Annotated in this window: 24 protein-coding genes; 8 read left to right on the top strand and 16 right to left on the bottom strand. The window is 61.3% G+C overall.

What is annotated here, in order from left to right; all coding sequences use genetic code 11:
- Entirely contained in the window at positions 1 to 603 is a 603-nt protein-coding gene (locus FJD34_RS03015; protein ID WP_032860639.1) for a glutathione S-transferase family protein, read from the bottom strand.
- Positions 604 to 710: 107 nt separating this feature from the next.
- Here FJD34_RS03015 and FJD34_RS03010 point away from each other — a divergent pair, with 107 nt between their 5' ends.
- The 3 genes from FJD34_RS03010 to FJD34_RS03000 all read left to right on the top strand — a co-directional run bounded on the left by FJD34_RS03010 (position 711) and on the right by FJD34_RS03000 (position 2,837).
- Entirely contained in the window at positions 711 to 1,619 is a 909-nt protein-coding gene (locus tag FJD34_RS03010; protein WP_090291008.1) for a LysR substrate-binding domain-containing protein, read from the top strand.
- A 73-nt stretch (positions 1,620 to 1,692) separates the two neighbouring features.
- The gene (locus FJD34_RS03005) at positions 1,693 to 1,869 is read left to right on the top strand and encodes a DUF2188 domain-containing protein (RefSeq protein ID WP_082445595.1); all 177 of its coding nucleotides are present in this window, start codon (positions 1,693 to 1,695) and stop codon (positions 1,867 to 1,869) included.
- Positions 1,870 to 2,105: 236 nt separating this feature from the next.
- Positions 2,106 to 2,837 (top strand): DUF533 domain-containing protein, encoded by a 732-nt coding sequence (locus FJD34_RS03000; protein ID WP_090291009.1) that lies wholly within the window; start codon positions 2,106 to 2,108, stop codon positions 2,835 to 2,837.
- A 204-nt stretch (positions 2,838 to 3,041) separates the two neighbouring features.
- Here the strand turns inward: FJD34_RS03000 and FJD34_RS02995 are convergent, their stop codons facing one another.
- From FJD34_RS02995 to FJD34_RS02950, 10 genes are all read right to left on the bottom strand, one after another.
- On the bottom strand, positions 3,042 to 3,848 hold the full coding sequence (locus FJD34_RS02995; RefSeq protein WP_090291010.1) for a hypothetical protein: 807 nt from the start codon (positions 3,846 to 3,848) through the stop codon (positions 3,042 to 3,044).
- Between the two features lie 25 nt (positions 3,849 to 3,873).
- Positions 3,874 to 4,221 (bottom strand): DUF2493 domain-containing protein, encoded by a 348-nt coding sequence (locus tag FJD34_RS02990; RefSeq protein ID WP_032860634.1) that lies wholly within the window; start codon positions 4,219 to 4,221, stop codon positions 3,874 to 3,876.
- A gap of 61 nt (positions 4,222 to 4,282) precedes the next feature.
- A complete protein-coding gene (mgtA, locus tag FJD34_RS02985) occupies positions 4,283 to 6,997 on the bottom strand; it encodes a magnesium-translocating P-type ATPase (RefSeq protein ID WP_090291011.1) in 2,715 nt (904 codons plus the stop codon).
- A gap of 208 nt (positions 6,998 to 7,205) precedes the next feature.
- Positions 7,206 to 7,490: a hypothetical protein gene (locus FJD34_RS02980; RefSeq protein ID WP_083204843.1), complete on the bottom strand. Its 285-nt coding sequence runs from the start codon at positions 7,488 to 7,490 to the stop codon at positions 7,206 to 7,208.
- 309 nt (positions 7,491 to 7,799) lie between these two features.
- Positions 7,800 to 8,411 carry a LysE family transporter gene (locus FJD34_RS02975; protein ID WP_065943279.1) on the bottom strand — a complete coding sequence of 204 codons (612 nt, stop codon included), beginning with the start codon at positions 8,409 to 8,411 and terminating at the stop codon, positions 7,800 to 7,802.
- A gap of 15 nt (positions 8,412 to 8,426) precedes the next feature.
- A complete protein-coding gene (locus tag FJD34_RS02970) occupies positions 8,427 to 9,263 on the bottom strand; it encodes an AraC family transcriptional regulator (RefSeq protein ID WP_090291012.1) in 837 nt (278 codons plus the stop codon).
- A 52-nt stretch (positions 9,264 to 9,315) separates the two neighbouring features.
- Entirely contained in the window at positions 9,316 to 10,002 is a 687-nt protein-coding gene (gene arsH, locus FJD34_RS02965) for an arsenical resistance protein ArsH (protein ID WP_090291013.1), read from the bottom strand.
- Between the two features lie 12 nt (positions 10,003 to 10,014).
- Positions 10,015 to 10,485, bottom strand: coding sequence for an arsenate reductase ArsC (locus FJD34_RS02960; RefSeq protein WP_065943276.1), 471 nt, complete (start codon positions 10,483 to 10,485; stop codon positions 10,015 to 10,017).
- 12 nt (positions 10,486 to 10,497) lie between these two features.
- Positions 10,498 to 11,781 carry an arsenic transporter gene (locus FJD34_RS02955; RefSeq protein ID WP_032860626.1) on the bottom strand — a complete coding sequence of 428 codons (1,284 nt, stop codon included), beginning with the start codon at positions 11,779 to 11,781 and terminating at the stop codon, positions 10,498 to 10,500.
- Between the two features lie 18 nt (positions 11,782 to 11,799).
- The gene (locus FJD34_RS02950) at positions 11,800 to 12,156 is read right to left on the bottom strand and encodes a metalloregulator ArsR/SmtB family transcription factor (RefSeq protein WP_032860624.1); all 357 of its coding nucleotides are present in this window, start codon (positions 12,154 to 12,156) and stop codon (positions 11,800 to 11,802) included.
- A 176-nt stretch (positions 12,157 to 12,332) separates the two neighbouring features.
- On the opposite strand from FJD34_RS02950, the gene FJD34_RS02945 reads away from it, so the two are divergent.
- From FJD34_RS02945 to FJD34_RS02925, 5 genes are all read left to right on the top strand, one after another.
- Positions 12,333 to 12,548, top strand: a complete 216-nt coding sequence (locus FJD34_RS02945; protein ID WP_003212603.1) for a hypothetical protein — start codon at positions 12,333 to 12,335, stop codon at positions 12,546 to 12,548.
- Between the two features lie 119 nt (positions 12,549 to 12,667).
- Positions 12,668 to 13,363 (top strand): alpha/beta hydrolase, encoded by a 696-nt coding sequence (locus FJD34_RS02940; protein ID WP_090291014.1) that lies wholly within the window; start codon positions 12,668 to 12,670, stop codon positions 13,361 to 13,363.
- A gap of 117 nt (positions 13,364 to 13,480) precedes the next feature.
- Positions 13,481 to 14,176, top strand: a complete 696-nt coding sequence (locus tag FJD34_RS02935; RefSeq protein WP_032860728.1) for an AzlC family ABC transporter permease — start codon at positions 13,481 to 13,483, stop codon at positions 14,174 to 14,176.
- Positions 14,173 to 14,484, top strand: a complete 312-nt coding sequence (locus FJD34_RS02930) for an AzlD domain-containing protein (RefSeq protein ID WP_032860621.1) — start codon at positions 14,173 to 14,175, stop codon at positions 14,482 to 14,484. The genes FJD34_RS02935 and FJD34_RS02930 overlap by 4 nt, the downstream gene beginning before the upstream one ends.
- 39 nt (positions 14,485 to 14,523) lie before the next feature.
- Positions 14,524 to 14,877: a hypothetical protein gene (locus FJD34_RS02925; protein ID WP_032860619.1), complete on the top strand. Its 354-nt coding sequence runs from the start codon at positions 14,524 to 14,526 to the stop codon at positions 14,875 to 14,877.
- A 137-nt stretch (positions 14,878 to 15,014) separates the two neighbouring features.
- Here the strand turns inward: FJD34_RS02925 and FJD34_RS02920 are convergent, their stop codons facing one another.
- From FJD34_RS02920 to modA, 5 genes are all read right to left on the bottom strand, one after another.
- Entirely contained in the window at positions 15,015 to 15,719 is a 705-nt protein-coding gene (locus FJD34_RS02920; RefSeq protein WP_032860618.1) for a YoaK family protein, read from the bottom strand.
- 80 nt (positions 15,720 to 15,799) lie between these two features.
- The gene (locus FJD34_RS02915; RefSeq protein WP_090291016.1) at positions 15,800 to 17,434 is read right to left on the bottom strand and encodes an ABC-F family ATP-binding cassette domain-containing protein; all 1,635 of its coding nucleotides are present in this window, start codon (positions 17,432 to 17,434) and stop codon (positions 15,800 to 15,802) included.
- Positions 17,435 to 17,746: 312 nt separating this feature from the next.
- A complete protein-coding gene (modC, locus tag FJD34_RS02905) occupies positions 17,747 to 18,832 on the bottom strand; it encodes a molybdenum ABC transporter ATP-binding protein (protein WP_223232751.1) in 1,086 nt (361 codons plus the stop codon).
- Entirely contained in the window at positions 18,832 to 19,512 is a 681-nt protein-coding gene (modB, locus tag FJD34_RS02900; RefSeq protein ID WP_032860616.1) for a molybdate ABC transporter permease subunit, read from the bottom strand. The genes modC and modB overlap by 1 nt, the downstream gene beginning before the upstream one ends.
- Positions 19,513 to 20,265 (bottom strand): molybdate ABC transporter substrate-binding protein, encoded by a 753-nt coding sequence (gene modA, locus FJD34_RS02895; RefSeq protein ID WP_032860615.1) that lies wholly within the window; start codon positions 20,263 to 20,265, stop codon positions 19,513 to 19,515. It abuts the gene before it with no gap.
- Positions 20,266 to 20,373: the final 108 nt, after the last annotated feature.

Raw genomic sequence — 20,373 nt, 5'->3', positions numbered from 1 at the left:
CTATTCGATAGGGTATTTGCCGAACGCCGGGTGTTGCTCGGCCAGCCGGGCGTGGCGCTGTAGGTTGGGAAAGTCTTCGGCCTTGACGACCGAGGGCACGGCGTACCTGGAGAAGGACCAGGCCACCGCGACGCTGAGTGATGCTTGGCTCAATGACTCGCCTTGAGGGTTGGCCAGCAGTTGTTCCAGGCCTGAGTAGGCCGCCAGCAACTGCCCGGTTACCCGGTCGAGCCAGGGCTCATGCAGTTTCTCTGCTGGTCGCAGGTTGTGCTCGTAGTAAATCTGCACGCTCTTGTCGCAGGCGGCCAATGCCAGGCCGATTACTTGCAGGTCCCGTGCACGGGCCGCAGCGGTTTGGGGCAAGAGCTTTTTATCGGCCGGCGCCAAGGCTTCGAAGTAATCCAGGATCAGGCTGGAGTCCATCAATACCGTCCCGTCGTCGAGCACCAGTGTCGGAGCCTTGACCACCGGGTTGATCCGGGAAAACTCCTTGAATGTGCTGAAGACCGACAGCGATTGCTGCTCGAAATCGACGCCGTACAGTTCCAGGGCAATCGCTACGCGGCGCACATAAGGTGAGTCCAGCATGCCAACCAGTTTCATGAAGCCTCCATTCTCGATGGTGTGATTGTTAATTACGGATTACTTTATAGCGGCGATACTCCTTTAAATATCCATATTTTTTACCTTAAAAGGTTAGCCGGCCTTACATGAGTGCCTTTCCTCCCTTGACCTCCCTGCGCAGTTTCGAGGCCACCGCCAGGCTGGGTAGTGTCACTCTCGCGGCCAAAGAGCTGCATGTCACACACTCGGCCATCAGCCAGCAGATCAAGGTGCTGGAAGCGATCGTCGGCCTCACGCTGTTCGTGCGTGAAGGGCGTGGCTTGCGCATCAGCGAAGATGGTCGGCTGTATGCGTTGCAGATCCGCCAGGCCCTGGGGGATATCGCCGATGCCACGCGCCTGATCCAGGCCCAGCCCAAGCGCGATGAGCTGGTGGTGGCGGTGCTGCCTTCATTCGCGCGTTCGTGGTTGCTGCCACGGCTGCCGGATTTCCAGCGTCGCTACCCGCATATCAGCATTCGCCTGCAAGCCACCCTGGCGATCACCAACTTGCACCAGGAGTCGGTGGACGTGGGCATCCGTATGGGCAAGGGCGATTGGGAAGGGGTGGAGCGCAAACTGTTGTTCCACGACGAAATGGTGGTCGTAGCCGCCCCGCATTTCAATGGCGGGCAATTGCCGCGAACCCCGCAGCAAATCGTGCACAGCCCGATCATCTACAGCAATGAGTCCTGGCAGCCCTGGTGCCAGGCCGCAGGTATTGAGATGAGCTCCGAACGCAAAGGCCTGTGCACCAATGACTCCAACCTGGTGCTGGAAGCGGTCCGGCTGGGGCAGGGCATCGCCCTGGAGCGGCGTAGCCTGGTGCATGACGCCATTGTGCGCGGGGAACTGGTGCAGTTGTGCGACATCCGCGCGCCGTATGCCTACCCGTATTGGTTGGTTTGGCCACCTCGGGAAAGCTCGGAAAACAAACAGCGGGTGTTTTCCGAGTGGTTGTATGGGGAAGTGCAGTACTACATGACGCAATTGGCCAGCATCAGCGACGTTCGGTAGGCCACGCTGCCTGGATCGGGAGTATGGTGGATCGGGCAACCCGTGGATTATCTCTGGAATAGGAGAGGTGACTATGAGCGTTCCCCTGTTGAACAAGATGCATTTCAATGGCTATGACATTGTCCGGGTCAACAGCGGCCCGTGGCGCGTGTGCACCAAGGATGATCGATTGGCTTCCTTTGGCTCCCGTGAGCAGGCACTGGCCTATGCCGCGACGTTACCGGGCTACAAGGTCCGCCCAAGACCCTGATCCCGTATCCGCCGGCCAGCCTCTACAAAGAGGTCAATGTAGGGAGCTGGCTGGCGTTCAGACGTGATCCTGACCACCCTTGATCTGAAGAATTCTCACGGTCGTTACCGCGCGGCACCGGGTTTGTTGAGGCGCAGGCCCGTCGACAAAAATACTCTGGTCTACGGGTGTTGGCGTTATAGGCAGCAGCGACTATTGTTGCTGGTCTGGAGCACAGCCCACAGGAGGGCAATACCATGAACACCAGCGATCTACTGGGACAACTGCTACAGGCGGCGATCAAGCCGCAAGGCGGTTCGGCGGCACCTCAAGGCGGAGCCGGAGGGCTCGGTGGGTTGGGCGGTTTGCTCGGTGGTCTGCTGCGGGGCGGTGGCGCCGGCGCGGGCGGTGCAACTTCGGGCGGCGGCGGCCTGGGTGATTTGCTCGGCGGCCTCGGCGGGATGCTGGGCGGTACCGCATCCGGCGGCGCGCGCCCGACGCGTTCAGGCGGCACCAATTATGCGGCGCTGGCTTCACTGGGAATGATGGCGTTCCAGGCGTATCAAGCCTGGCAACAGCAACAGGCTTCGGCACCGCAACAGGCGTTGCAGACGGTGGATCAACTGTCCGGCCCGGCGGTCGAGGAGCATAGCCATGCGCTGCTGCGGGCGTTGATCGCGGCGGCCAAGGCGGACGGGCGGATTGACGCGCAGGAAGAGGAGAGGATCTCGGCTGAGATTGGTCGTCATACCGATGACCCCGACTTGCAGCAATGGCTGGACGCTGAGGTCGCCAAACCCTTGAATGCGGCAGACTTTGCCGATTGCGCCGCAGATCCGGCAATGGCTGCCGAGGTCTACCTGGCCAGTGTCCTGCTGGTGGATGACCAGCAGGATGCCGAGCGCAACTATCTGGATGAACTGGCGGGCGTGCTGCGGATTGATCCTGAGTTGCAAGTGCATCTGGAGCAACAAGCCAAAGCGGCCTGACGCCCGGCGCATATCCCCTGTGGGAGCGGGCTTGCCCGCGATAGCGGTTTTTCAGTCATATATCTGTTGGCTGGCACGCCGCTATCGCAGGCAAGCCAGCTCCCACATTTGATTTGTGGCGTACCCAAAACTCTGCTTCGCCGAGCCCCCCTGTGGGAGCGGGGTGCGACATGGATCACATCCCACCTTTGCTAAAACGGATCGTCAAAACCGTAAAGTAGCCCCCGTGGTCAGCCACTGATCGCGGTCGCCGATCAGGCTGCGGCCGATCACCAGGTCCACATCCACCTGCCTGCCCAAGTGCAGGCGCGGTCCGGCCTGCCAGGCCTGGTCGCCGCGTTGCTGGCCGTAACGTTCAGCCACCAGCGTCAGTGAATCCGCCACGCTGTACTCCAGTCCCGTACCCCAGGTCAGGCGGTGATTCTGCTCGCCGTCATCATAAGCGTGGGCCCAGCCGGCGTTGAGGTTCAGGCGCAGGGCTGGCAACGGTTGCCAGGTCAGTGGCACCGTCAGGTCGGCACCGTCGAAAGCATGGCGGCGATTGAGCGCAATATGCGCCGCGCCGGCCACGGCAATTTCCACGCCCGCGTCATCCCAGGACCACAGCGATGCCTTGATCTGCGGGCTGACCTGCGTCTGGTCCGGGTCATCCTCAATGGCTGCGCCCCATTGCACTGTCGGCAGGCCACGGGCGGTACAGGCTGCGGATAAACTGCTGTGGTGGGTGGACGCGTCATGACGGTTGCGGGTGTACCAGGCGTCAAGGTTGCATTCGCCCGGCGCATTGATCGCCGCATCATCGACCACATACGAACCTCCTGCGGCAAAGGCCTTGGACAGCAGGCCCAGGACCAGGATGCCGCCCAGGGTCGCGCCGACAAAGATCAAGTTGCGGCGCAATGCCCGCCGCCGCGATGCAGGCAGCAATGCAAAGGCCGTCAGGGATTGGTGTTGCTGGCGGCGACGGTATTTGGCAAAGCCGTCCGGGCGCCGCGAGGTGTGTTTGTGCATGGCTACATGCTCCAAAAAATAGATGTCAGTTGTCGACGGTCAGCACTTGGATGCCGCAGGCCTTGGCCTGGTTGACCAGTTCAGAGGTGTCATCGCCACCGGGTAGCGCGATGACCACGTCGGGGCGGCTGTCGCTCAGCATGAATTGGTTGCGATGGCGTTCAGCCTGTTTGCCATGGCGCTGCCAGTTGGGTGGGTAACGCACAACGTCTATGCCCGTTTCCCGCGCCCAATCCTCTATATCGCTGCCCAGGAACTGGCTGCCACCGTGGATCAATACCTGCACCGGGTGCAGGCGATGCCAGGCATCCAGGACCTGGCGGGACCTTTTGCTATCGGCGTAATGACGACCCGCACAGATCAACACGCGCATGCTGGAATTTCCTTGTGTTGCCCAGGCGCGGGCCATCGAGTGAGAGCCCGCGCCTGGTCGGTCAGTACCACTGCTTGAAGCGGCGGATGTAGAGGGTTTTCATCAGTTGCGCGACGCAGCAGTAGGCAAGCAGGGTGCCGACCAGCCAAGGGAAGTAGGCCCAAGGCAACGGTTGCAGGCCCACCAGCGTGCCCAGGGGCGAGAAGGGCACATAGATCCCCAGCGCGATGACGATGCCGGTCATCATCAGCACCGGCCAGGCGGCGGTGCTCTGGAAGAACGGGATCTTGCGGGTACGCAGCATGTGCACCACCAGGGTCTGCGAGAGCAGCCCTTCGACAAACCAGCCGGACTGGAACAGGGTCTGCATCTCTACGCTGTTGGCCGAAAACACGTACCACATCAGGGCAAAGGTGGTGATGTCGAAGATCGACGAGGTCGGCCCGATCCAGATCATGAAACGCCCGATGTTCTGCGCGTCCCACTTGCGCGGCTTGGCCAGGTACTCCTTGTCCATCTTGTCCCATGGCAGGGCCAGTTGGGAGATGTCATACATCAGGTTTTGCAGCAGCAGGTGGATCGCCAGCATCGGCATGAAGGGAATGAACGCACTGGCCACCAGCACCGAGAACACGTTGCCGAAGTTGGAGCTGGCCGTCATGTTCAGGTACTTCATGATATTGCCGAAGGTCTCGCGGCCTTTGAGCACACCTTCTTCGAGGACCATCAGACTCTTTTCCAGGAGGATGATGTCTGCCGATTCCTTGGCGATGTCGGTGGCGCTGTCTACCGAAATACCGACGTCGGCATCGCGCAGGGCGGGTGCATCATTGATGCCGTCGCCGAGGAAACCCACGGTGTGACCATTGGACTGCAAGGCCTTGAGCACCCGGGACTTCTGCAGCGGGGTCAGTTTGGCGAACACTGTGCGTTGTTCGACCTGGTGCTTGAGGGTGGCATCGTCCATCGCTTCGATATCCACGCCCAGCAGTGGCTCACCGGGCTCCAGGCCGACCTGGCGGCAGATGGTGCGGGTGACCACGGCGTTATCGCCGGTCAGCACTTTGATCGCGACACCGATCTCTTGCAGGGCGGCAATCGCCGGGCCGGCGGTTTCCTTCGGTGGATCGAGGAAGGTCAGGAAACCGTGGATCACCAGGTTGCGTTCATCGGTGGGAGTGTATTGCTGACGCGCCAAGGCCTTGGGAATGTTGCGGGTGGCCACCACCAGCACGCGGAAACCGTCTTCATTGAACTCGTTGGCAGTGTTGAGCAACGCCTGGCGGCGCTGCTCATCCAGGGCCACGGCGCTATCGCCCTCCATCACATGGGTGGCGATTTCGAGCATTTCTTCCACGGCGCCCTTGCACACCAACAGATGATCGCCGTGGTTGTCCTTGACCACAATCGACAGGCGTCGGCGTACAAAGTCGAAGGGCAATTCATCGACCTTGCTGTAGGCAAACGGTACCTGGAACTTGGGGTTGTGCTGGGAGAACGCCAGCACCGCCTGATCCATCAGGTTCTTCATGCCGCTTTGGTGATGGCTGTTGAGCCAGGCCAGGGACAGCACCTGGTCATCCCGCTGGCCGAAGGCGTTGACGTGGTGCTCCAGGATGATTTTGTCCTGGGTCAGGGTGCCGGTCTTGTCGGTGCACAGCACGTCCATCGAGCCGAAGTTCTGGATCGCATTGAGGCGCTTGACCACCACTTTGCGCTTGGCCATGGCGTTCGCGCCCTTGGCCAGGTTGGCGCTGACGATCATCGGCAGCATTTCCGGGGTCAGGCCCACGGCCACCGCCAGGGCAAACAGGAAGGCATCGCCCCAATCGCCCTTGGAGAAGCCATTGAGGAAGAACACGATGGGCACCATCACCAGCATGAAGCGAATCAACAACCAACTGACGCTGTTCACCCCGCGGTCGAAGGCGGTTTGCACCCGGGAGCCGACGATGGCCTTGGCCAGAGAGCCGAAATAAGTGCGCGGCCCGGTCGCCACCACCACCGCCAGGGCGCGGCCGCTGACCACGTTGGTGCCCATGAAGCAGATGTTGGGCAGGTCCAGCAGGTTGCTCTGGTCTGCCGCCTGAACCGTGGCGGATTTTTGCGTGACATCGCCCAGGGTGTCGTATTTTTCTACCGGCAAGGCTTCACCGGTCAGCACCGCCTGGCTGATAAACAGGTCGCGGGACTCGATCAGGCGGATATCGGCCGGGATCATGTCGCCGGCTGACAACTGCACGATATCGCCGGCCACCAGTTCGCGCATCGGCACTTCGCGCAGGGTCGGCTTGGCGCCAACCTGCTCGCGGCGCAGCACCGTTGCGGTGGTGCGCACCATGGCCTTGAGTGCTTCGGCGGATTTGGCCGAGCGGTGTTCCTGCCAGAAGCGCAGCAGGCTGCTCAGGGCGACCATGGTCATGATGATGATGACTTTGGTCAGGTCCACTTCCTCACCGGCGCGCAGCGGCAACCAGTAGTCAGTGACAAAACTGATCGCCGCCAGGGTCAGCAAGACGTAGATGAAGGGGTTGTTCAGGGCCTGGAGGAACTGCACGAAGGCATGGGGCGGCTTGTCGTGGGCCACCTCGTTAAAGCCTTCGCGTTGCAGGCGGGCGCTGGCATCCAGTTCAGTCAGGCCGTCCTTGGTCGCCCGGACGTTGGCCAGGGTCGCCGCCAGGCCGTTTTGCGCTTCGCGGGCAGCACGCATCGACAGTTTGGTGTCGGCAGCGGTGCTGTTTTTGTTTGGCAGTTGTGTGGTTTTTACGGCGCTCATTGTGAGTACTCCTGTCGACATACTTGTGGCTGACCTGACAGGCAGGCACACGCAAGTAGGCCGAGTCGCAATTTATGCGATCGATTTAAATAACTTTAAATAGGCGAGTTAATTAACGGGCGCGCAGAAAACTACGGCTGGCTTAGTTCGCAAGGAACGCCAGTTAATTAATTAACCAATAATCAGGAAGTTGCTGTTTTCAGTCAGCTTATGCCGCGCGAGCGTTGAGCATCAGGCGCGCTTGGGCAAGCAGGCTGAAAACGCTCCGTCTCTGCGGATCTTGAGGGTCGGCGTGGTCCCAGTGCTGGACCAGATGGCCGGTGGTGGGGCACAGGCGCCAGTGAGCCTGGAGGTGCACCGGGTTGATACGCGGGGAGGGGGAAGCAAAGGCCGTGCGTGCGGGAGTAACACCCAGGGAGCCACGGCACAGCTTGGCACGCAGGACCGAGGCCAGCGTGCGTACATCAGGTAGAACAAGGGTCTGGAAATTCATAACACACCTCGGGACCGGACTGGCGCCGGCTCAAGGCAGTTACGTTGGAGCATCAAGCTCTAGCGCAGCTTACCCGGCCTTGAAGGCGAGTCCCGTCATTACTCTGGGTTTGGCGCCCGGCCCCCGCATTCGCGGGTGAAGGACAGCGACTAGATACTGTGTCCATTGGCTTCTTTTGTGAGGTTGAAAAAAGGCCCGAGTTGCAGGCACGGGCAATCTACTCAGGCAGGCACTGGATGTCAATATATAATGAGCCTGTTTGTTGTATGTTCAGAGTTTATTCAGGTTGGCAGTGTTGGATATATAAGCTCATAGACTGTATGCCGCCAGTAACGCGAGATAAATCAACACTAAGCCACAGGCACCATGACTGATGCGTTGCCAAGTTGCCGAGGCGTTCTTTCGCAAGATATTCACCAACGCCGCAATCAAAAAGCACGACAGGATTGAAGCCAGCATGAAGCCGGCGAAGAACATCAATGTCTGGCCGTGACTCGGGGTGGCGCCAACGATGCCTGACAGGGCACTGCCCAGGGCGCCCCAATAGACGATGTTCTTCGGGTTGGCCAATGAAATGGCAGCCCCCACCACCAGCGCATTGCGCCCGCTGCTGGCCGGGGCGCTGTCGGGTTGTGGCAGGCGCCAGGCATCCAGCAGGCTGCGCAGGCCGAGCCAGGCCAGGTACAACGCGCAAAGGGCCGTCAGGGGCACGCGCACCGCTTCGTGCTGGATCAGCAGGGCCATGCCGGTCAGGCCGATCACCGCCCAGGTCGCGTCGCCCACCAGCGAGCCTACCTGCACCAGCAACGCAGGGGTGAACCCATGCAGCAGGCCACGGCGTAGCGTCTCTGCCAGCACGGCACCGGGAGACAGGCAAAACACAAAGCCGAACACCAGCGCGGAAAAAAAGATCGTCAACATCAGTGTCACCCATGATTAACCGGTAATGGGGCCAGTCTGATGCCGGGGAAGTGGAGTTGTCTTGGACCCGATTGCGCTCTGATAGCGGCCAGGAGTCATGCCATAGGCCGCGCGAAAGTGCCGGTTGAGATGGCTTTGGTCGGCAAAGCCCAGGTCATGGGCGACGTCGGCGGCGTTCAAGCCGCTGCGCAGCAAGCCTTTTGCCCGGCGGGTGCGCAGTTGCATGGCCCACTGGCGGGGGCTCAGGCCGGTTTCTTTCTGGAACGTGCGCAAGACGTGGAATTTCGACAGGCCCAAGGCGTCACCCAGTGCGCCCAGTGCCACGCTCTGATGCAACTGCGCGGCGAGCAGTTCCTGGGCTCGGGCGACCATGCCTGTCCCCGCACTGGCGCCACCCGGCAAGCGCACACCGCTGAGCCTGACCACATCGCCCAGCAGCAGCACCAGCGCCTCTTCGTTCAGTTCGCGCACCAGTGGGTCGACATTCAATGCGCCCTTGGCGGCCTGCGCCAGTTGCGCCGCCAAAGCCGGGGCAAAATACAATGCGCGATCAAACTCCAGGTGCGCCAGCCCCAGGTCGGAGGCCAGGCGGTCGGCCCCGGCGTACAGGCTGACAAAGTGCCAGGGCGCACCCTGGGCCGCGCCGCCGCCCTGGATCTGCCCGGGGTTGTACAGGGTGATACTGCCGGGCCCGGCCTCGAAGGTGCGGCGGTCCAGCCAGACCTTTTCCTCACCGATCAGGTTGACGCCAATCACGCACTCGTCGTGGCTGTGGCGGGCAAACGTCAGGCCGCTGCAGGTGGTGCTGCTGATTTCGTAATCGCCCAGCCAGGCGTGGTGCGAGGAACTCATGGGACGGGCTCAGTGGCGGCGGTTGCTGCAAAGCATACGCGTTCAGCGGCGTTCAAATCGACCGTTGATTGACCCGTTCAGAGAGCGCCTGCGCATCCTCCTTGCGCTCGGAATAGCGCTGCACCAGGTCCGGACGCTCACGCACCAGCAGGGTGAACTTGATCAGTTCCTCCATGACATCCACGACCCGATCATATAGAGCGGAAGGCTTCATCCGGTCCTGTTCATCGAACTCCATGAAAGCCTTGGGCACGGATGACTGGTTGGGGATGGTCAGCATCCGCATCCAACGCCCCAGTACGCGCAGCTGGTTGACGGTGTTGAATGACTGCGACCCGCCGCAGACTTGCATCACCGCCAGTGTCTTGCCCTGGGTTGGGCGGATGGCGCCCAGTGCCAGGGGCACCCAGTCGATTTGCGCCTTGAACACTGCCGACATGGAGCCGTGACGTTCCGGCGAGCACCACACCTGGCCTTCGGACCACTGCATAAGGGCCAATAGCTCCTGGACTTTTGGATGGTCATCCGGGGCGTCGTCGGGCATTGGCAGGCCCGACGGGTTGAAGATCCGCGTGTCGGCGCCCAGATGCTGAAGCACGCGTGCGGCTTCTTCCACCAGCAATCGGCTGAAAGAGCGCGTGCGATTGGAACCATACAGCAGGAGAATCCGTGGTCGTTGTTCGGCATCCGTGTGCAGTGGCGTGAGCAGTGTGAGGTCGAGGTTGGGCAGGGTGGTCATGACATTCTCCGTTTACAACAGGCCGATTCGATCAAGTTCAGCCTTGACCTGTGCCGCGTCGAGGCGGCTGAACGGGAGGGCGAACAGCGCCCGACAGCGGGCTTCGATGATCTTTAGAGTGGCCTGGAAAGCGGCATCCATATGCGCCTCATCGCCGCTTTTGTCCGATGGGTCTTCAAGCCCCCAGTGCGCCTTGATCGCCGGGCCGAAGTACACCGGGCAGGCTTCGGCGGCGGCTTTGTCGCACACGCTGATCACAATGTCTGGCGGGCTGCCTTCAAACGCGTCATTGCCTTTGCTGTACAAACCTTCGGTGCGGATGCCGGCAGTTTGTAATGTGCTCAAGGTGCGGGGTAGCACCTGGCCCTTGGGAACGCTGCCGGAACTGACGGCGTGGAACCCTTGTGGGGCCAGGTGGTTGAACAGGGCTTCGCTGAGGATGCTGCGGCAGCTGTTGGCGGTGCAGATGAACAGGACTTTCATGACAACTCTCCGTTAAAGGCTCAGGCGCAGGGCCAGCGCGGCCAGGGTGATCAATAGCACCGGCAGGGTCAGGACGATGCCGACCTTGAAGTAATAGCCCCAGGTGATACGAATGCCTTTGCGCGCCAGAATGTGCAGCCAGAGCAGTGTCGCCAGGCTGCCGATAGGGGTGATTTTCGGGCCCAGGTCGCTGCCGATCACATTGGCGTAGATCATCGCGTCCTTGACCACGCCCACGGCATGGCTGGCTTCGATGGACAGTGCACCGATCAGCACGGTCGGCAGGTTGTTCATCACCGAAGACAGCAGCGCCGTCAGCAACCCGGTGCCCAGCGCCGCGCCCCACACGCCGTAATCGGCGAAGGTGTTGAGCCAGGTGGCCAGGTAAGTGGTCAGGCCGGCGTTGCGCAGGCCATACACCACCAGGTACATCCCCAAGGAGAAAACCACGATCTGCCAGGGGGCTTCCTTGAGCACCTTGCGCGTGGAAATCCTGTGGCCTTTGGCGGCGATGACCAGCAGTAGCAGGGCGCAAGCGGCCGAGATGGCACTGATAGGAATGCCCAGCGGCTCCAGGGCAAAGCAGCCGATCAGCAAGATGCCCAGCACCCACCACGCGGCGTGGAAGGTCGCTGGATCATGGATGGCGCTGGCCGGCTCGGGCAGGTCGGCAGGGTCATAGCTTTGTGGGATATCACGTCGGAAGAACCACAGCAGCACCGCCAGGGTCGCGGCGACGCTGACCAGGTTGACCGGCACCATGATCGCCGCGTACTCGTTGAAGCCGATCTTGAAGTAGTCCGCCGAGACGATGTTCACCAGGTTGGACACCACCAGCGGCAGGCTGGCAGTGTCAGCGATAAAGCCTGCGCCCATCACGAACGCCAGGGTCGTCGCTGGGGAGAAGCGCAACGCCAGGAGCATCGACATGACAATCGGCGTCAGGATCAGGGCCGCCCCGTCATTGGCGAACAGTGCCGAGACCAGCGCTCCCAGCAGCACCATATAGGCAAACAGGCGACGGCCATGGCCACGCCCCCAGCGCGCAACGTGCAACGCGGTCCAGGCGAAAAAACCAGCCTCGTCGAGGATCAGGCTGATGATGATCAATGCGACAAAGGTGCCGGTGGCATTCCAGATGATCTGCCACACCACCGGGATGTCTGCCAGGCTGATAACCCCGCAGGCCAGGGCGAGGATCGCACCGATGGAGGCGCTCCAGCCCACGCCCAGGCCTTTGGGTTGCCAGATGACCAGCACAATGGTGACTAGAAAAATCGCGGCTGCGATCAGCATGAGGCTCTTCTCCAGGGGTCAGCAGCAGGTGCTGGCTCGTTGTGGTCGGTCGCCCATTGCATCGAGGCGCTGCGCGTCGTTTTGCAGCCAGGGCTGATTGGCGTGCAAGGTGGTCTCCAGCACCGTACTCACCCAGTGCGGCAATTGCGGGTTGAGGCGGTAGTAGATCCACTGGCCCTGGCGACGGTCTACCAGCAGCCCGCAACTGCGCAGTTGTGCCAGATGCCGTGAAATTTTCGGCTGGCTGTCATCCAGGGCATGGATCAGTTCGCAGACGCACAGTTCGCCTTCGCGCAGGATCAACAAGGCCAGCCTGGTGCGGGTCGCATCGGCCAGGCATTTGAATACATCGGGAGGAGAGAAAAGATCAGTCATGATTGTCGTAGCTCTATATATGCTTATTCGAATATACGGATATTCATATGTATTGGGCAAGCCCAGATCCTGTTGATCTGGATCAACGCCTTGGGCATTGCTGCCAAGTGGTTGAAATTAAACTGAAACACAACTGTCCTAAAGTGCCCGCCATTGGTGATAAAGGAAGTAACGGTGTGACCCGTGCCACTCGCAATCTGCGCAAGACCCTCGATTCTGTCGCGGACAACAACGAAACCGCGGCCTTCGACTTGATGCGTGCCGTCGAAAAACTCAGTGATGAAGTGCTGCGCCAGCGCCTGCTCAACACCATCCACCGCCTTAACCAGGATGCCCACGAACTGCGTGAAGCCCGGGATGCGGTAGAGCGAGTGTCGGTCAAACTCGCCTGATATAGCGGCGCGTGACCGTCCAGCGACTGGGGGGTGACGATTGCGTCGGCTGCGTCGACACTGGGCAGGGTCACGGTTGTCCGTGAGACCTTCATGCTCAAACCACAGGAAGTCATCGAATGAGTGAAAAACCGGCAATTGTCCTGGTACACGGCTTTTGGGGCGGCGCAGCGCATTGGAGTCGAGTGATCGTCGAGCTGCAGAAAAAGGGCTATCGCGACGTGCACGCGGTGGAAATCCCCCTGACCTCACTGGCCGACGACGCCGAACGCACGCGCAAGATGGTGGCCCAGATCAAGGGGCCGGTGTTGTTGGTCGGGCATTCCTATGGCGGGGCGGTCATTTCCCAGGCGGGCAACGAACCCAACGTCCAGGGCCTGGTGTTCATTGCCGCCTTTGCTCCGGATGCGGGGGAAAGCCCGGGCGCAATCACCCAGGCGCATTTGCCCAAGGCTGCCGCCAACCTGGTCCCGGACAGCGATGGCTACCTGTGGGTCAAGCCCGAGCTGTTCCATGAAAGTTTCTGCCAGGACTTATCGCAATCAGAGGGCGATGTGCTGGGCATCACGCAGAAGGCACCGCTGGCCAGTACCTTCGGCGATGAAGTCAGCAACCCGGCGTGGAAGAACAAACCGTCGTGGTATCAGGTGTCCACCCAGGACCACATGATTCACCCCGATAACCAGGTGCGCATGGCCGCGCGCATCAAGCCCCGGGAGACTCTCACCCTGGACGCCAGTCACGCCTCGCTGGCCTCCAGGCCAGGTGAAGTGGCGGCATTTATTGACAAGGCGGCGACGGTCCTGCAGCAGTAAATCCGGCGGGCAACATTCCTTCCCTGTGCAGGAGTGTTGCCCACTGCAAGATCGTTCAAGACAATCCTGGTGGGCGCTGCCATGCTTGTCGACTGTCTGTCGATGAGCCTGTTGTCCATGCCTACTGCCTTGCCGCATTACGCTTTCGCCCGTGGTGCGATTGCGATTATTCCTCTGTCGTTGGCCTGTGCCCCGTGGGGCCTGCTGGCCGGTTCCCTGGCGATTGACGCCCAGTTCACCCCGTTGGAAAGCCAGGGCCTGTCGGCCATTGTGTTTGCCGGTGCCGCGCAGTTGGTGGCGATTGGCATGGTCAAGAGTGGTGCCAGCCTGATCGCCATTTTGCTCACCACCTTGCTGCTGACCTCCCAGCACTTGCTGTATGGCATGCATATGCGCGCAACGCTGTCGCCCTTGCCGGCGCGGTGGCGCATGAGCCTGGGCTTTTTGCTGACCGACGAGTTCTTCGCCCTGGTCAGCCAGTACGACCGCCAGACCTTCAACCGCTGGTATGCCCTGGGGGTGGGCCTGACGTTCTACGTGGCCTGGAACCTGTTTACCCTGGCCGGTATCGTCCTCGGCAAGAGCATCCCCAATTTGGATCAACTGGGCCTGGAGTTCTCCATCGCCGCGACCTTTATCGCCTTGATCACCCCGGTAGTGCGCGATGTGCCGACGGTGGTGTGCGTGGCGGTGGCCTTGCTGTTCTCAGTGCTGCTCAGCTACTGGCACTGGGAGTCGGCGGTGGTGGTGTCGGGGTTGCTGGGGATGAGTGCAGGGTATGCCTGCAAACGCTTGGGAGTGGGGCAGCGATGATTTTTGTGATGATTATCGGCATGGGCCTGGCGGTGTTTTTCAATCGTTACCTGTTTTTGGAACCGCGTTTGCCAGTGCGCCTGAATCGCGGCGCGCGGGAGTTTCTCGGGTTCGCGGTGCCGGGTATGTTGACGGCGATTTGTGGGCCGATCATCTTCCTGGCCGAGCACAAGCTCAACCTGAACCCCACCAACCCCTACCTGCTGGCCGGTATCTGTGCGGTGGCCCTGATGTTCTGGACCCGCAGCGTATTGATCACGGTGTTGTTGAGCATGGCGCTGTTCTATCTGTTTCGCTGGTTGTTGTAGGCAGTGGTACAGTCGCGTTTTTTTCAAGGAAGCGATGGCATGCGGAAGGTGGTGATAGGTGCGTTGGTCCTGGCGGCGCTGGCCGGTTGCGCAGGTTCGAAGATGAAAGACGCACGCTCTGGCGCGCCCTATAAAACCCTGGCTTCCGACAAGGCCGCGCTGGTTGTCGCCCAGTGCATTCAGTTCGGCTGGCAGGACGAGGCGGTGTTCGGCGTCGATGCCGGCGGCTTCATGGAGCCAGCGCAAGGCGGTGGCCATACGGTCTACACCACGGGCGGTAACTACTTTGTCGATGTACAGAGTGCTGGTACCAGCACCACGGTCCGTTACTACGCCGCCGAGGACAATTGGGCCACCAAGCGTCGCCTGGCAGCCTTGGCGACCTGCCTGTAAGTTGTTTCCTTAGATTTCTTCAGAAATACCCGGCGGACACACCGCCGGCTTTGCCTTAAAATGCCTGCGCTTGCCCGACATGATGGCTCTTTACCAGTACATGGACGTCGAGGCCTTAATGTCGGGCAAGCACCTTTTCAGCGTGGCATATACCCCAAGTGCCAGCGCCTGGGAATCTTCAGCGACGCCAGGCCCAGCAGCGCCGACAGCAGGCCGCTGACCAGCAGTGCCTTGATCCCCATCTGATGCTCCAGCAAGGCGCCGATCACCGCGCCGACAAACATCCCGGCCCAGGGAATCAACTGGACACGCCAGCCATTGCGCCGCTCCCCCAGCATCCAGCGCCCCAGCCCGCGACCGAAACGCGACAACGCGCCGGTCACATAAGTCAGCCCCACGGGCAGGCCATTGACCTGTTCCACCGCCGCATTGAGCATGCCCATGGCAATGATTGCGGCGAGCACGGCCGGCAACTGCTCGGTCATCGGCCACGCCGCTGCCCCGCACAACAGCGTGGCAATACACAGCAACAGCGGCAACGCGTGGCGCTTGCTGAGACGGCTGATGATCACGCCCAGTGCGTTCCCCAGAATAAACGTCGCCACCAGCAGCGTCAGGCGACCGGTCAGCCCCAGGTCGCCTTCACTGATTGCCACTGCCAGCCGGGTGGTGTTGCCGCTCATGAACGAGACAAAGTCGCCACTGGCCATAAAGCCGATGGCGTCGGTCATGCCGGCCAGCACCGAAAGGCTGGCCACCAGCGCCAGCCCGATGCGGCCGCGCCATTTGTGCTGGTGTTGCAGGGCGGCATTGACCATGGGTTTAGGGGAGGAGGGCAGCACGGCGAGAGGTTCCTCAATGAGATTATCCGGCCACTACCGTAGGACGCTTTCCTGCGGACTGCAATGACCTGGCACATCCTTCAATTCACCTCCAGCTGCCATCCAGAGGCTGCCCAGGTCAGGACGTGAGTTGGCTTGAGCGCCTTGAGAAACGCCGCATCATGGGAGACCGCAATCAGCGCGCCGGCAAATCCTTGCAAAGCCTGTTCGAAAGCCAGGACCGACTCCAGGTCCAGGTGGTTGGTGGGTTCGTCCAACAGTAACAGTTGTGCTGGGATCTTGCGCCATAAGGCAACCGCCATGGCGGCCTTCAAGCGTTCACCGCCGCTGAGTTGGCCGATGGGTTGAGTCACACGCAAGGCGTCCAGGTGCAACAGGGCCAGGCGGGTGCGCAGTTCGGCTTCGGCCAGTGGTGTGTCCATCAGTCTCAGTTGTTCGACGATTGATTGGCGGTCGTCGAGTAGGCTCAACTGCTGGTCGAGATAGGCACAGGGCACGTGAACCGTGCATTCGCCGCTGATGGGTTGCCATTGGCCGGCCAACAGCTTGAGCAAGGTGGATTTACCGCAGCCGTTCGGCCCGTTGACGGCGACCCGAACCGGCCCGCACAGGCTAGCGTTGATCAAGGTACTCGGCGCGTGGGGATCGAGCCAGGGCAACTGGGTGTCGACCAGGGTTGCGACCTGGCGGCCCGCCGGCAGTGGCATGCCGGGCAAGGCCAGGAAAGTCGGCGTTTCGTCGATCACTCGTTCATGGGCCGAGCGCACACGCTCGTTCAAGGCCTGTTTGTGCTGCACATGGGCGCTGCGCACGTGGCTGACGATTTCGTTGGCGGCGCCTTTCCACCTGGATTTGGTGAAGGCATCGACATTGGCGGTCTCGGCATGTTTACGGGCGCTGGCAGCGTGGCGCTGGAAGCTGTCGAGGTCCTTTTTCAGGCGCTGGTGCTCGCGACGTCGATCCAGCCGGGCCTGCTCCAGGGCCGCCTGGGCGGCGTGCTGTTCGGCATCACGCTGCACACGATAGTCGTCGTAGTTGCCGCCATACAGCCGGGCACCGAGGGGTGACAATTCGATGATCCGCCCCAGGGTGTTGAGCAGGTGTCGGTCATGGCTGACCACGACCAGGGCGCCGCGCCAGGCGCCGAGGGTCGCCAGCAGCCAGTCGCGGCTGGCGCTGTCGAGGTGGTTGGTGGGTTCGTCGAGAATCAGCAACTGCGGCGCACACAGCAGGGCGCCAATCAGGGCGACCCTGGCCAGTTGGCCGCCACTGAGCTGTTCTGCGGGGTGGTTGGGGTCTATCTCGGGCAAACCGGCGCTGTCCAGCGCCTGGCGTAGGCGTTCGGCCAGGTCCCAGCGATCATCGATCAGTTCCAGGTCTTCAGGCAGCGCTTGCCCTTTGGCCAGGCGCTCAAGAGCCGCCAGGATTGGCGCGCAACCGCTGACCTGGGCCACGGTCTGCCCAGGCAACAACGCTATGGTTTGTGGGATATAGGCGATACGGGCCGAGGATTTGATAACGCCGCTGGAAGGAAGAAGCACGCCGGCCAGCAGGCGCGCCAACACACTCTTGCCCATGCCATTACGGCCGACAATTCCGGTCGGGGTGTGATCAATAGACAGGTTGAGGTCTTCCAGCAGCGTCTCGCCATTGGCGAACTGGAAACCCACGTGATGCAAGGAAACAAGTACAGGCAGCCGGTTGACGTCAGTCATCAGCACCTCCAGAACAATGTGGCACAAGCCAACAAGCGCGCCAGGCGGCTCGTTGCGTTTACATGTTGGAAGGCTTAGTGGTTCACGTCGGCGGTCGTCCTGATATAGGAAAGGACCGGTAGCCTAGCGCAGTTGCGTCATATTTCCTACGCCTGTGGCAAGGCCAATACCACCTGTAGGAGCGAGCTTGCTCGCGAAGGGCGTGAACGATAACGCGTGTATGCAGGGTAAACGCGGCGCTCTCAAGTTTTTCGCGAGCAAGCTCGCTCCTACAGTTGTTCAAGAAACATCGCCAGCCCCACCTCTTCCCGTTCAAGCCAATACCGCGACCGCCTTGATCTGTGCCCACAGCACCTGGCCGGGATGCACCTGCAATTGGTCCCGCGAGTAACGGGTGATCCGCGCCAGCAACGGCGTCCCCGCTGCGTCGAGCCGCACCAGTACATGCGCACTGTTATCGGCAGGGATTTCCTGGGTCACGGTCACGGGCAGGCAGTTGAGGATACTGCTGTGCTCCCCGGGTTGCAGGCTGAGGCTCACATCCCGTGCCCGGACCTTGAACCGCAGGTGTTTGCCCAAATCGAGCGGGGCATGGGCTACGCGCATTTGCAGCGGGCTGTCGGGCAGTTGCAGGGTCAGCAATTGATAGTGGGCGTCATGGCCACTGACCGTGCCATTGATCACCACGCCAGCATCGTCGCCCAGGGCCAGCGGCAGGTCGAGCCGCGCCAGGGTTTCGCCAATCGGGCCGCTGGCCAGGGCCTTGCCCTCACTGAGCAGGACAAGGTGGTCGGCCAGGCGTGCCACTTCATCCTGGGCATGGCTGACATACAGCACCGGGATTTCCAGTTGCTCGTGCAGGCGTTCCAGGTACGGCAGGATTTCGCCTTTGCGTTGGCTGTCGAGTGCGGCCAGGGGCTCGTCCATCAGCAATAGCTGCGGGCTGGTGAGCAGGGCGCGGGCGATGCCGACGCGTTGGCGCTCGCCGCCGGACAAATGCTGTGGATGGCGATCCAGCAAGTGGCCGATGCCCAGCAATTGCGTGGCCTGGGCCAGGTCTACGCGGCGCTGGGCCTTGGGGATGCGCTTGAGGCCGAACTCCAGGTTGGCCAGCACCGACAGGTGGGGAAACAGGCTGGCCTCTTGAAACACATAGCCGAGGGCGCGTTTGTGCGGTGGCACAAACACGCCGTTGTGGCTGTCTTGCCAGACTTGATCGTTGATTTGCACAAAGCCGTCGCTGGCTCGCTCCAGCCCGGCAATGCAGCGCAGGCAGGTGGTCTTGCCCGAGCCGGAATGCCCGTAGAGCGCGGTCACGCCACGCCCCGGCAATTGTAGGTCGACGTCCAGGGCAAACCCGGAATAATTCAGTTGCAGGCGTACCTCAATCATCGACATCAGCTCCAGCCTGCCTTGGTTTTACGGCTGGAGTAGAGCGCCAGCAACACCAGGAAAGAAAACACCACCATGGCTGCGGCGAGCCAGTGGGCCTGTGCATATTCCATGGCTTCGACGTGATCGTAGATCTGCACCGAGACCACGCGGGTCTTGTCGGGGATATTGCCGCCGATCATCAGCACCACGCCGAACTCGCCCACGGTATGGGCAAAACCGAGGATCGACGCGGTGATAAACCCGGGACGGGCCAGGGGCAGGATCACCGTGAAAAACGTGTCCCAGGGATTGGCCCGTAACGTGGCAGCGACTTCCAGGGGGCGGCTGCCGATGGCCGAGAACGCGTTCTGCAACGGTTGCACCACAAACGGCATGGAATAGATCACCGAGCCAATCACCAGGCCGGCGAAGCTGAAGGTCAAGGTGCCCAGGCCCAGCCATTGGGTGAACTGCCCGAGGTAGCCATGGGGGCCCATGGTCAGCAGCAGGTAGAAGCCAATCACAGTGGGAGGCAGCACCAGCGGCAGGGCGACGATCGCGCCGATGGGGCCGCGCCACCATGAGCGGGTGTGCGACAGCCACAGGGCAATCGGAGTGCCGATGACCAGCAGGATCACAGTGGTCAGCGACGCCAGTTTCAGGGTCAGCCAAATGGCAGAGAAGTCGGCACTCGATAGCGGCATTTACAATTGATAACCGTAGGATTTGATAACCGCGGCAGCTTTTGGCCCCTTGAGGTAGTCAACCAGTGCCTTGGCGGCCGGGTTGTCCTTGCCTTTGTTGAGAATCACCGCGTCCTGTTTGATCGGGTCATGCATCTGGCCGGGAACGATCCACGCCGAGCCGCTGCTGACTTTGCCGTCTTTATAGATCTGCGACAAGGCGACAAAACCCAACTCGGCATTGCCGGTGGACACAAATTGATAGGCCTGGGTGATGTTCTGGCCTTCGACGAGTTTGCTCTTGACCTGTTCGGTCAGGCCCAGCTTGGCCAGCACCTGGGTGGCGGCGAGTCCGTAGGGTGCAGCCTTAGGGTTGGCGATCGACAGGTGCTGGTAGTCATTTTCCTTCAGGACAGCGCCCTTGGCATCCACATAGCCTTCCTTGGCCGACCACAGTGCTAGGGTGCCCACGGCGTAAGTGAAGCGCGAGCCCTTGACGGTGTCGCCTTCGCTTTCGAGCTTTTGCGGGGTGGTGTCGTCGGCGCTGAGGAACACTTCAAACGGCGCGCCGTTCTTGATCTGGGCATAGAACTGCCCGGTGGCCCCGTAGGCGGCGACTAGTTTGTGCCCGGTGTCTTTTTCAAAGTCGGCGGCGATGGCCTGGATCGGTGCGGTGAAGTTGGCGGCAACCGCCACTTGCACTTCGTCGGCATGGGCCGAGCCGAGGGTGAACAGGGCGATCAGGGTGGCCAGGCGTGAGGCACGAATCATCATGAAGCAGCTCCTTGGGGGGCCGACGTGGCGGCTTGTTATCGTTAATCGCTATGTACGGGAATATATAGCGGTTCGCCATCGTCGGTACAGTGCAAAGTTGTCTCAGGG

It is taken from the genome of Pseudomonas brenneri (assembly GCF_007858285.1).
Lineage (GTDB): Bacteria > Pseudomonadota > Gammaproteobacteria > Pseudomonadales > Pseudomonadaceae > Aquipseudomonas > Aquipseudomonas brenneri.
The sequence above is the reverse complement of the archived record's forward strand: the minus strand, read 5'-3'. Positions and strand labels throughout refer to the sequence as shown.

Bases quoted from the DNA above. Each gene is read 5' to 3' on its own strand.
- arsH (WP_090291013.1), bottom strand. From the start codon at position 10,002: ATGACCACCCTGCCCAACCTCGACCTCACACTGCTCACGCCACTGCAC.
- FJD34_RS02925 (WP_032860619.1), top strand. From the start codon at position 14,524: ATGCGGAAGGTGGTGATAGGTGCGTTGGTCCTGGCGGCGCTGGCCGGT.
- modA (WP_032860615.1), bottom strand. From the start codon at position 20,265: ATGATGATTCGTGCCTCACGCCTGGCCACCCTGATCGCCCTGTTCACC.
- FJD34_RS02975 (WP_065943279.1), bottom strand. From the start codon at position 8,411: ATGTTGACGATCTTTTTTTCCGCGCTGGTGTTCGGCTTTGTGTTTTGC.
- FJD34_RS03005 (WP_082445595.1), top strand. From the start codon at position 1,693: ATGAGCGTTCCCCTGTTGAACAAGATGCATTTCAATGGCTATGACATT.
- FJD34_RS02935 (WP_032860728.1), top strand. From the start codon at position 13,481: ATGCCTACTGCCTTGCCGCATTACGCTTTCGCCCGTGGTGCGATTGCG.
- FJD34_RS02915 (WP_090291016.1), bottom strand. From the start codon at position 17,434: ATGACTGACGTCAACCGGCTGCCTGTACTTGTTTCCTTGCATCACGTG.
- FJD34_RS03015 (WP_032860639.1), bottom strand. From the start codon at position 603: ATGAAACTGGTTGGCATGCTGGACTCACCTTATGTGCGCCGCGTAGCG.
- FJD34_RS02995 (WP_090291010.1), bottom strand. From the start codon at position 3,848: ATGCACAAACACACCTCGCGGCGCCCGGACGGCTTTGCCAAATACCGT.
- FJD34_RS02930 (WP_032860621.1), top strand. From the start codon at position 14,173: ATGATTTTTGTGATGATTATCGGCATGGGCCTGGCGGTGTTTTTCAAT.
- modC (WP_223232751.1), bottom strand. From the start codon at position 18,832: ATGTCGATGATTGAGGTACGCCTGCAACTGAATTATTCCGGGTTTGCC.
- FJD34_RS02980 (WP_083204843.1), bottom strand. From the start codon at position 7,490: ATGAATTTCCAGACCCTTGTTCTACCTGATGTACGCACGCTGGCCTCG.
- FJD34_RS02990 (WP_032860634.1), bottom strand. From the start codon at position 4,221: ATGCGCGTGTTGATCTGTGCGGGTCGTCATTACGCCGATAGCAAAAGG.
- FJD34_RS03000 (WP_090291009.1), top strand. From the start codon at position 2,106: ATGAACACCAGCGATCTACTGGGACAACTGCTACAGGCGGCGATCAAG.
- mgtA (WP_090291011.1), bottom strand. From the start codon at position 6,997: ATGAGCGCCGTAAAAACCACACAACTGCCAAACAAAAACAGCACCGCT.
- FJD34_RS02970 (WP_090291012.1), bottom strand. From the start codon at position 9,263: ATGAGTTCCTCGCACCACGCCTGGCTGGGCGATTACGAAATCAGCAGC.
- FJD34_RS02955 (WP_032860626.1), bottom strand. From the start codon at position 11,781: ATGCTGATCGCAGCCGCGATTTTTCTAGTCACCATTGTGCTGGTCATC.
- FJD34_RS03010 (WP_090291008.1), top strand. From the start codon at position 711: ATGAGTGCCTTTCCTCCCTTGACCTCCCTGCGCAGTTTCGAGGCCACC.
- FJD34_RS02940 (WP_090291014.1), top strand. From the start codon at position 12,668: ATGAGTGAAAAACCGGCAATTGTCCTGGTACACGGCTTTTGGGGCGGC.
- modB (WP_032860616.1), bottom strand. From the start codon at position 19,512: ATGCCGCTATCGAGTGCCGACTTCTCTGCCATTTGGCTGACCCTGAAA.
- FJD34_RS02950 (WP_032860624.1), bottom strand. From the start codon at position 12,156: ATGACTGATCTTTTCTCTCCTCCCGATGTATTCAAATGCCTGGCCGAT.
- FJD34_RS02960 (WP_065943276.1), bottom strand. From the start codon at position 10,485: ATGAAAGTCCTGTTCATCTGCACCGCCAACAGCTGCCGCAGCATCCTC.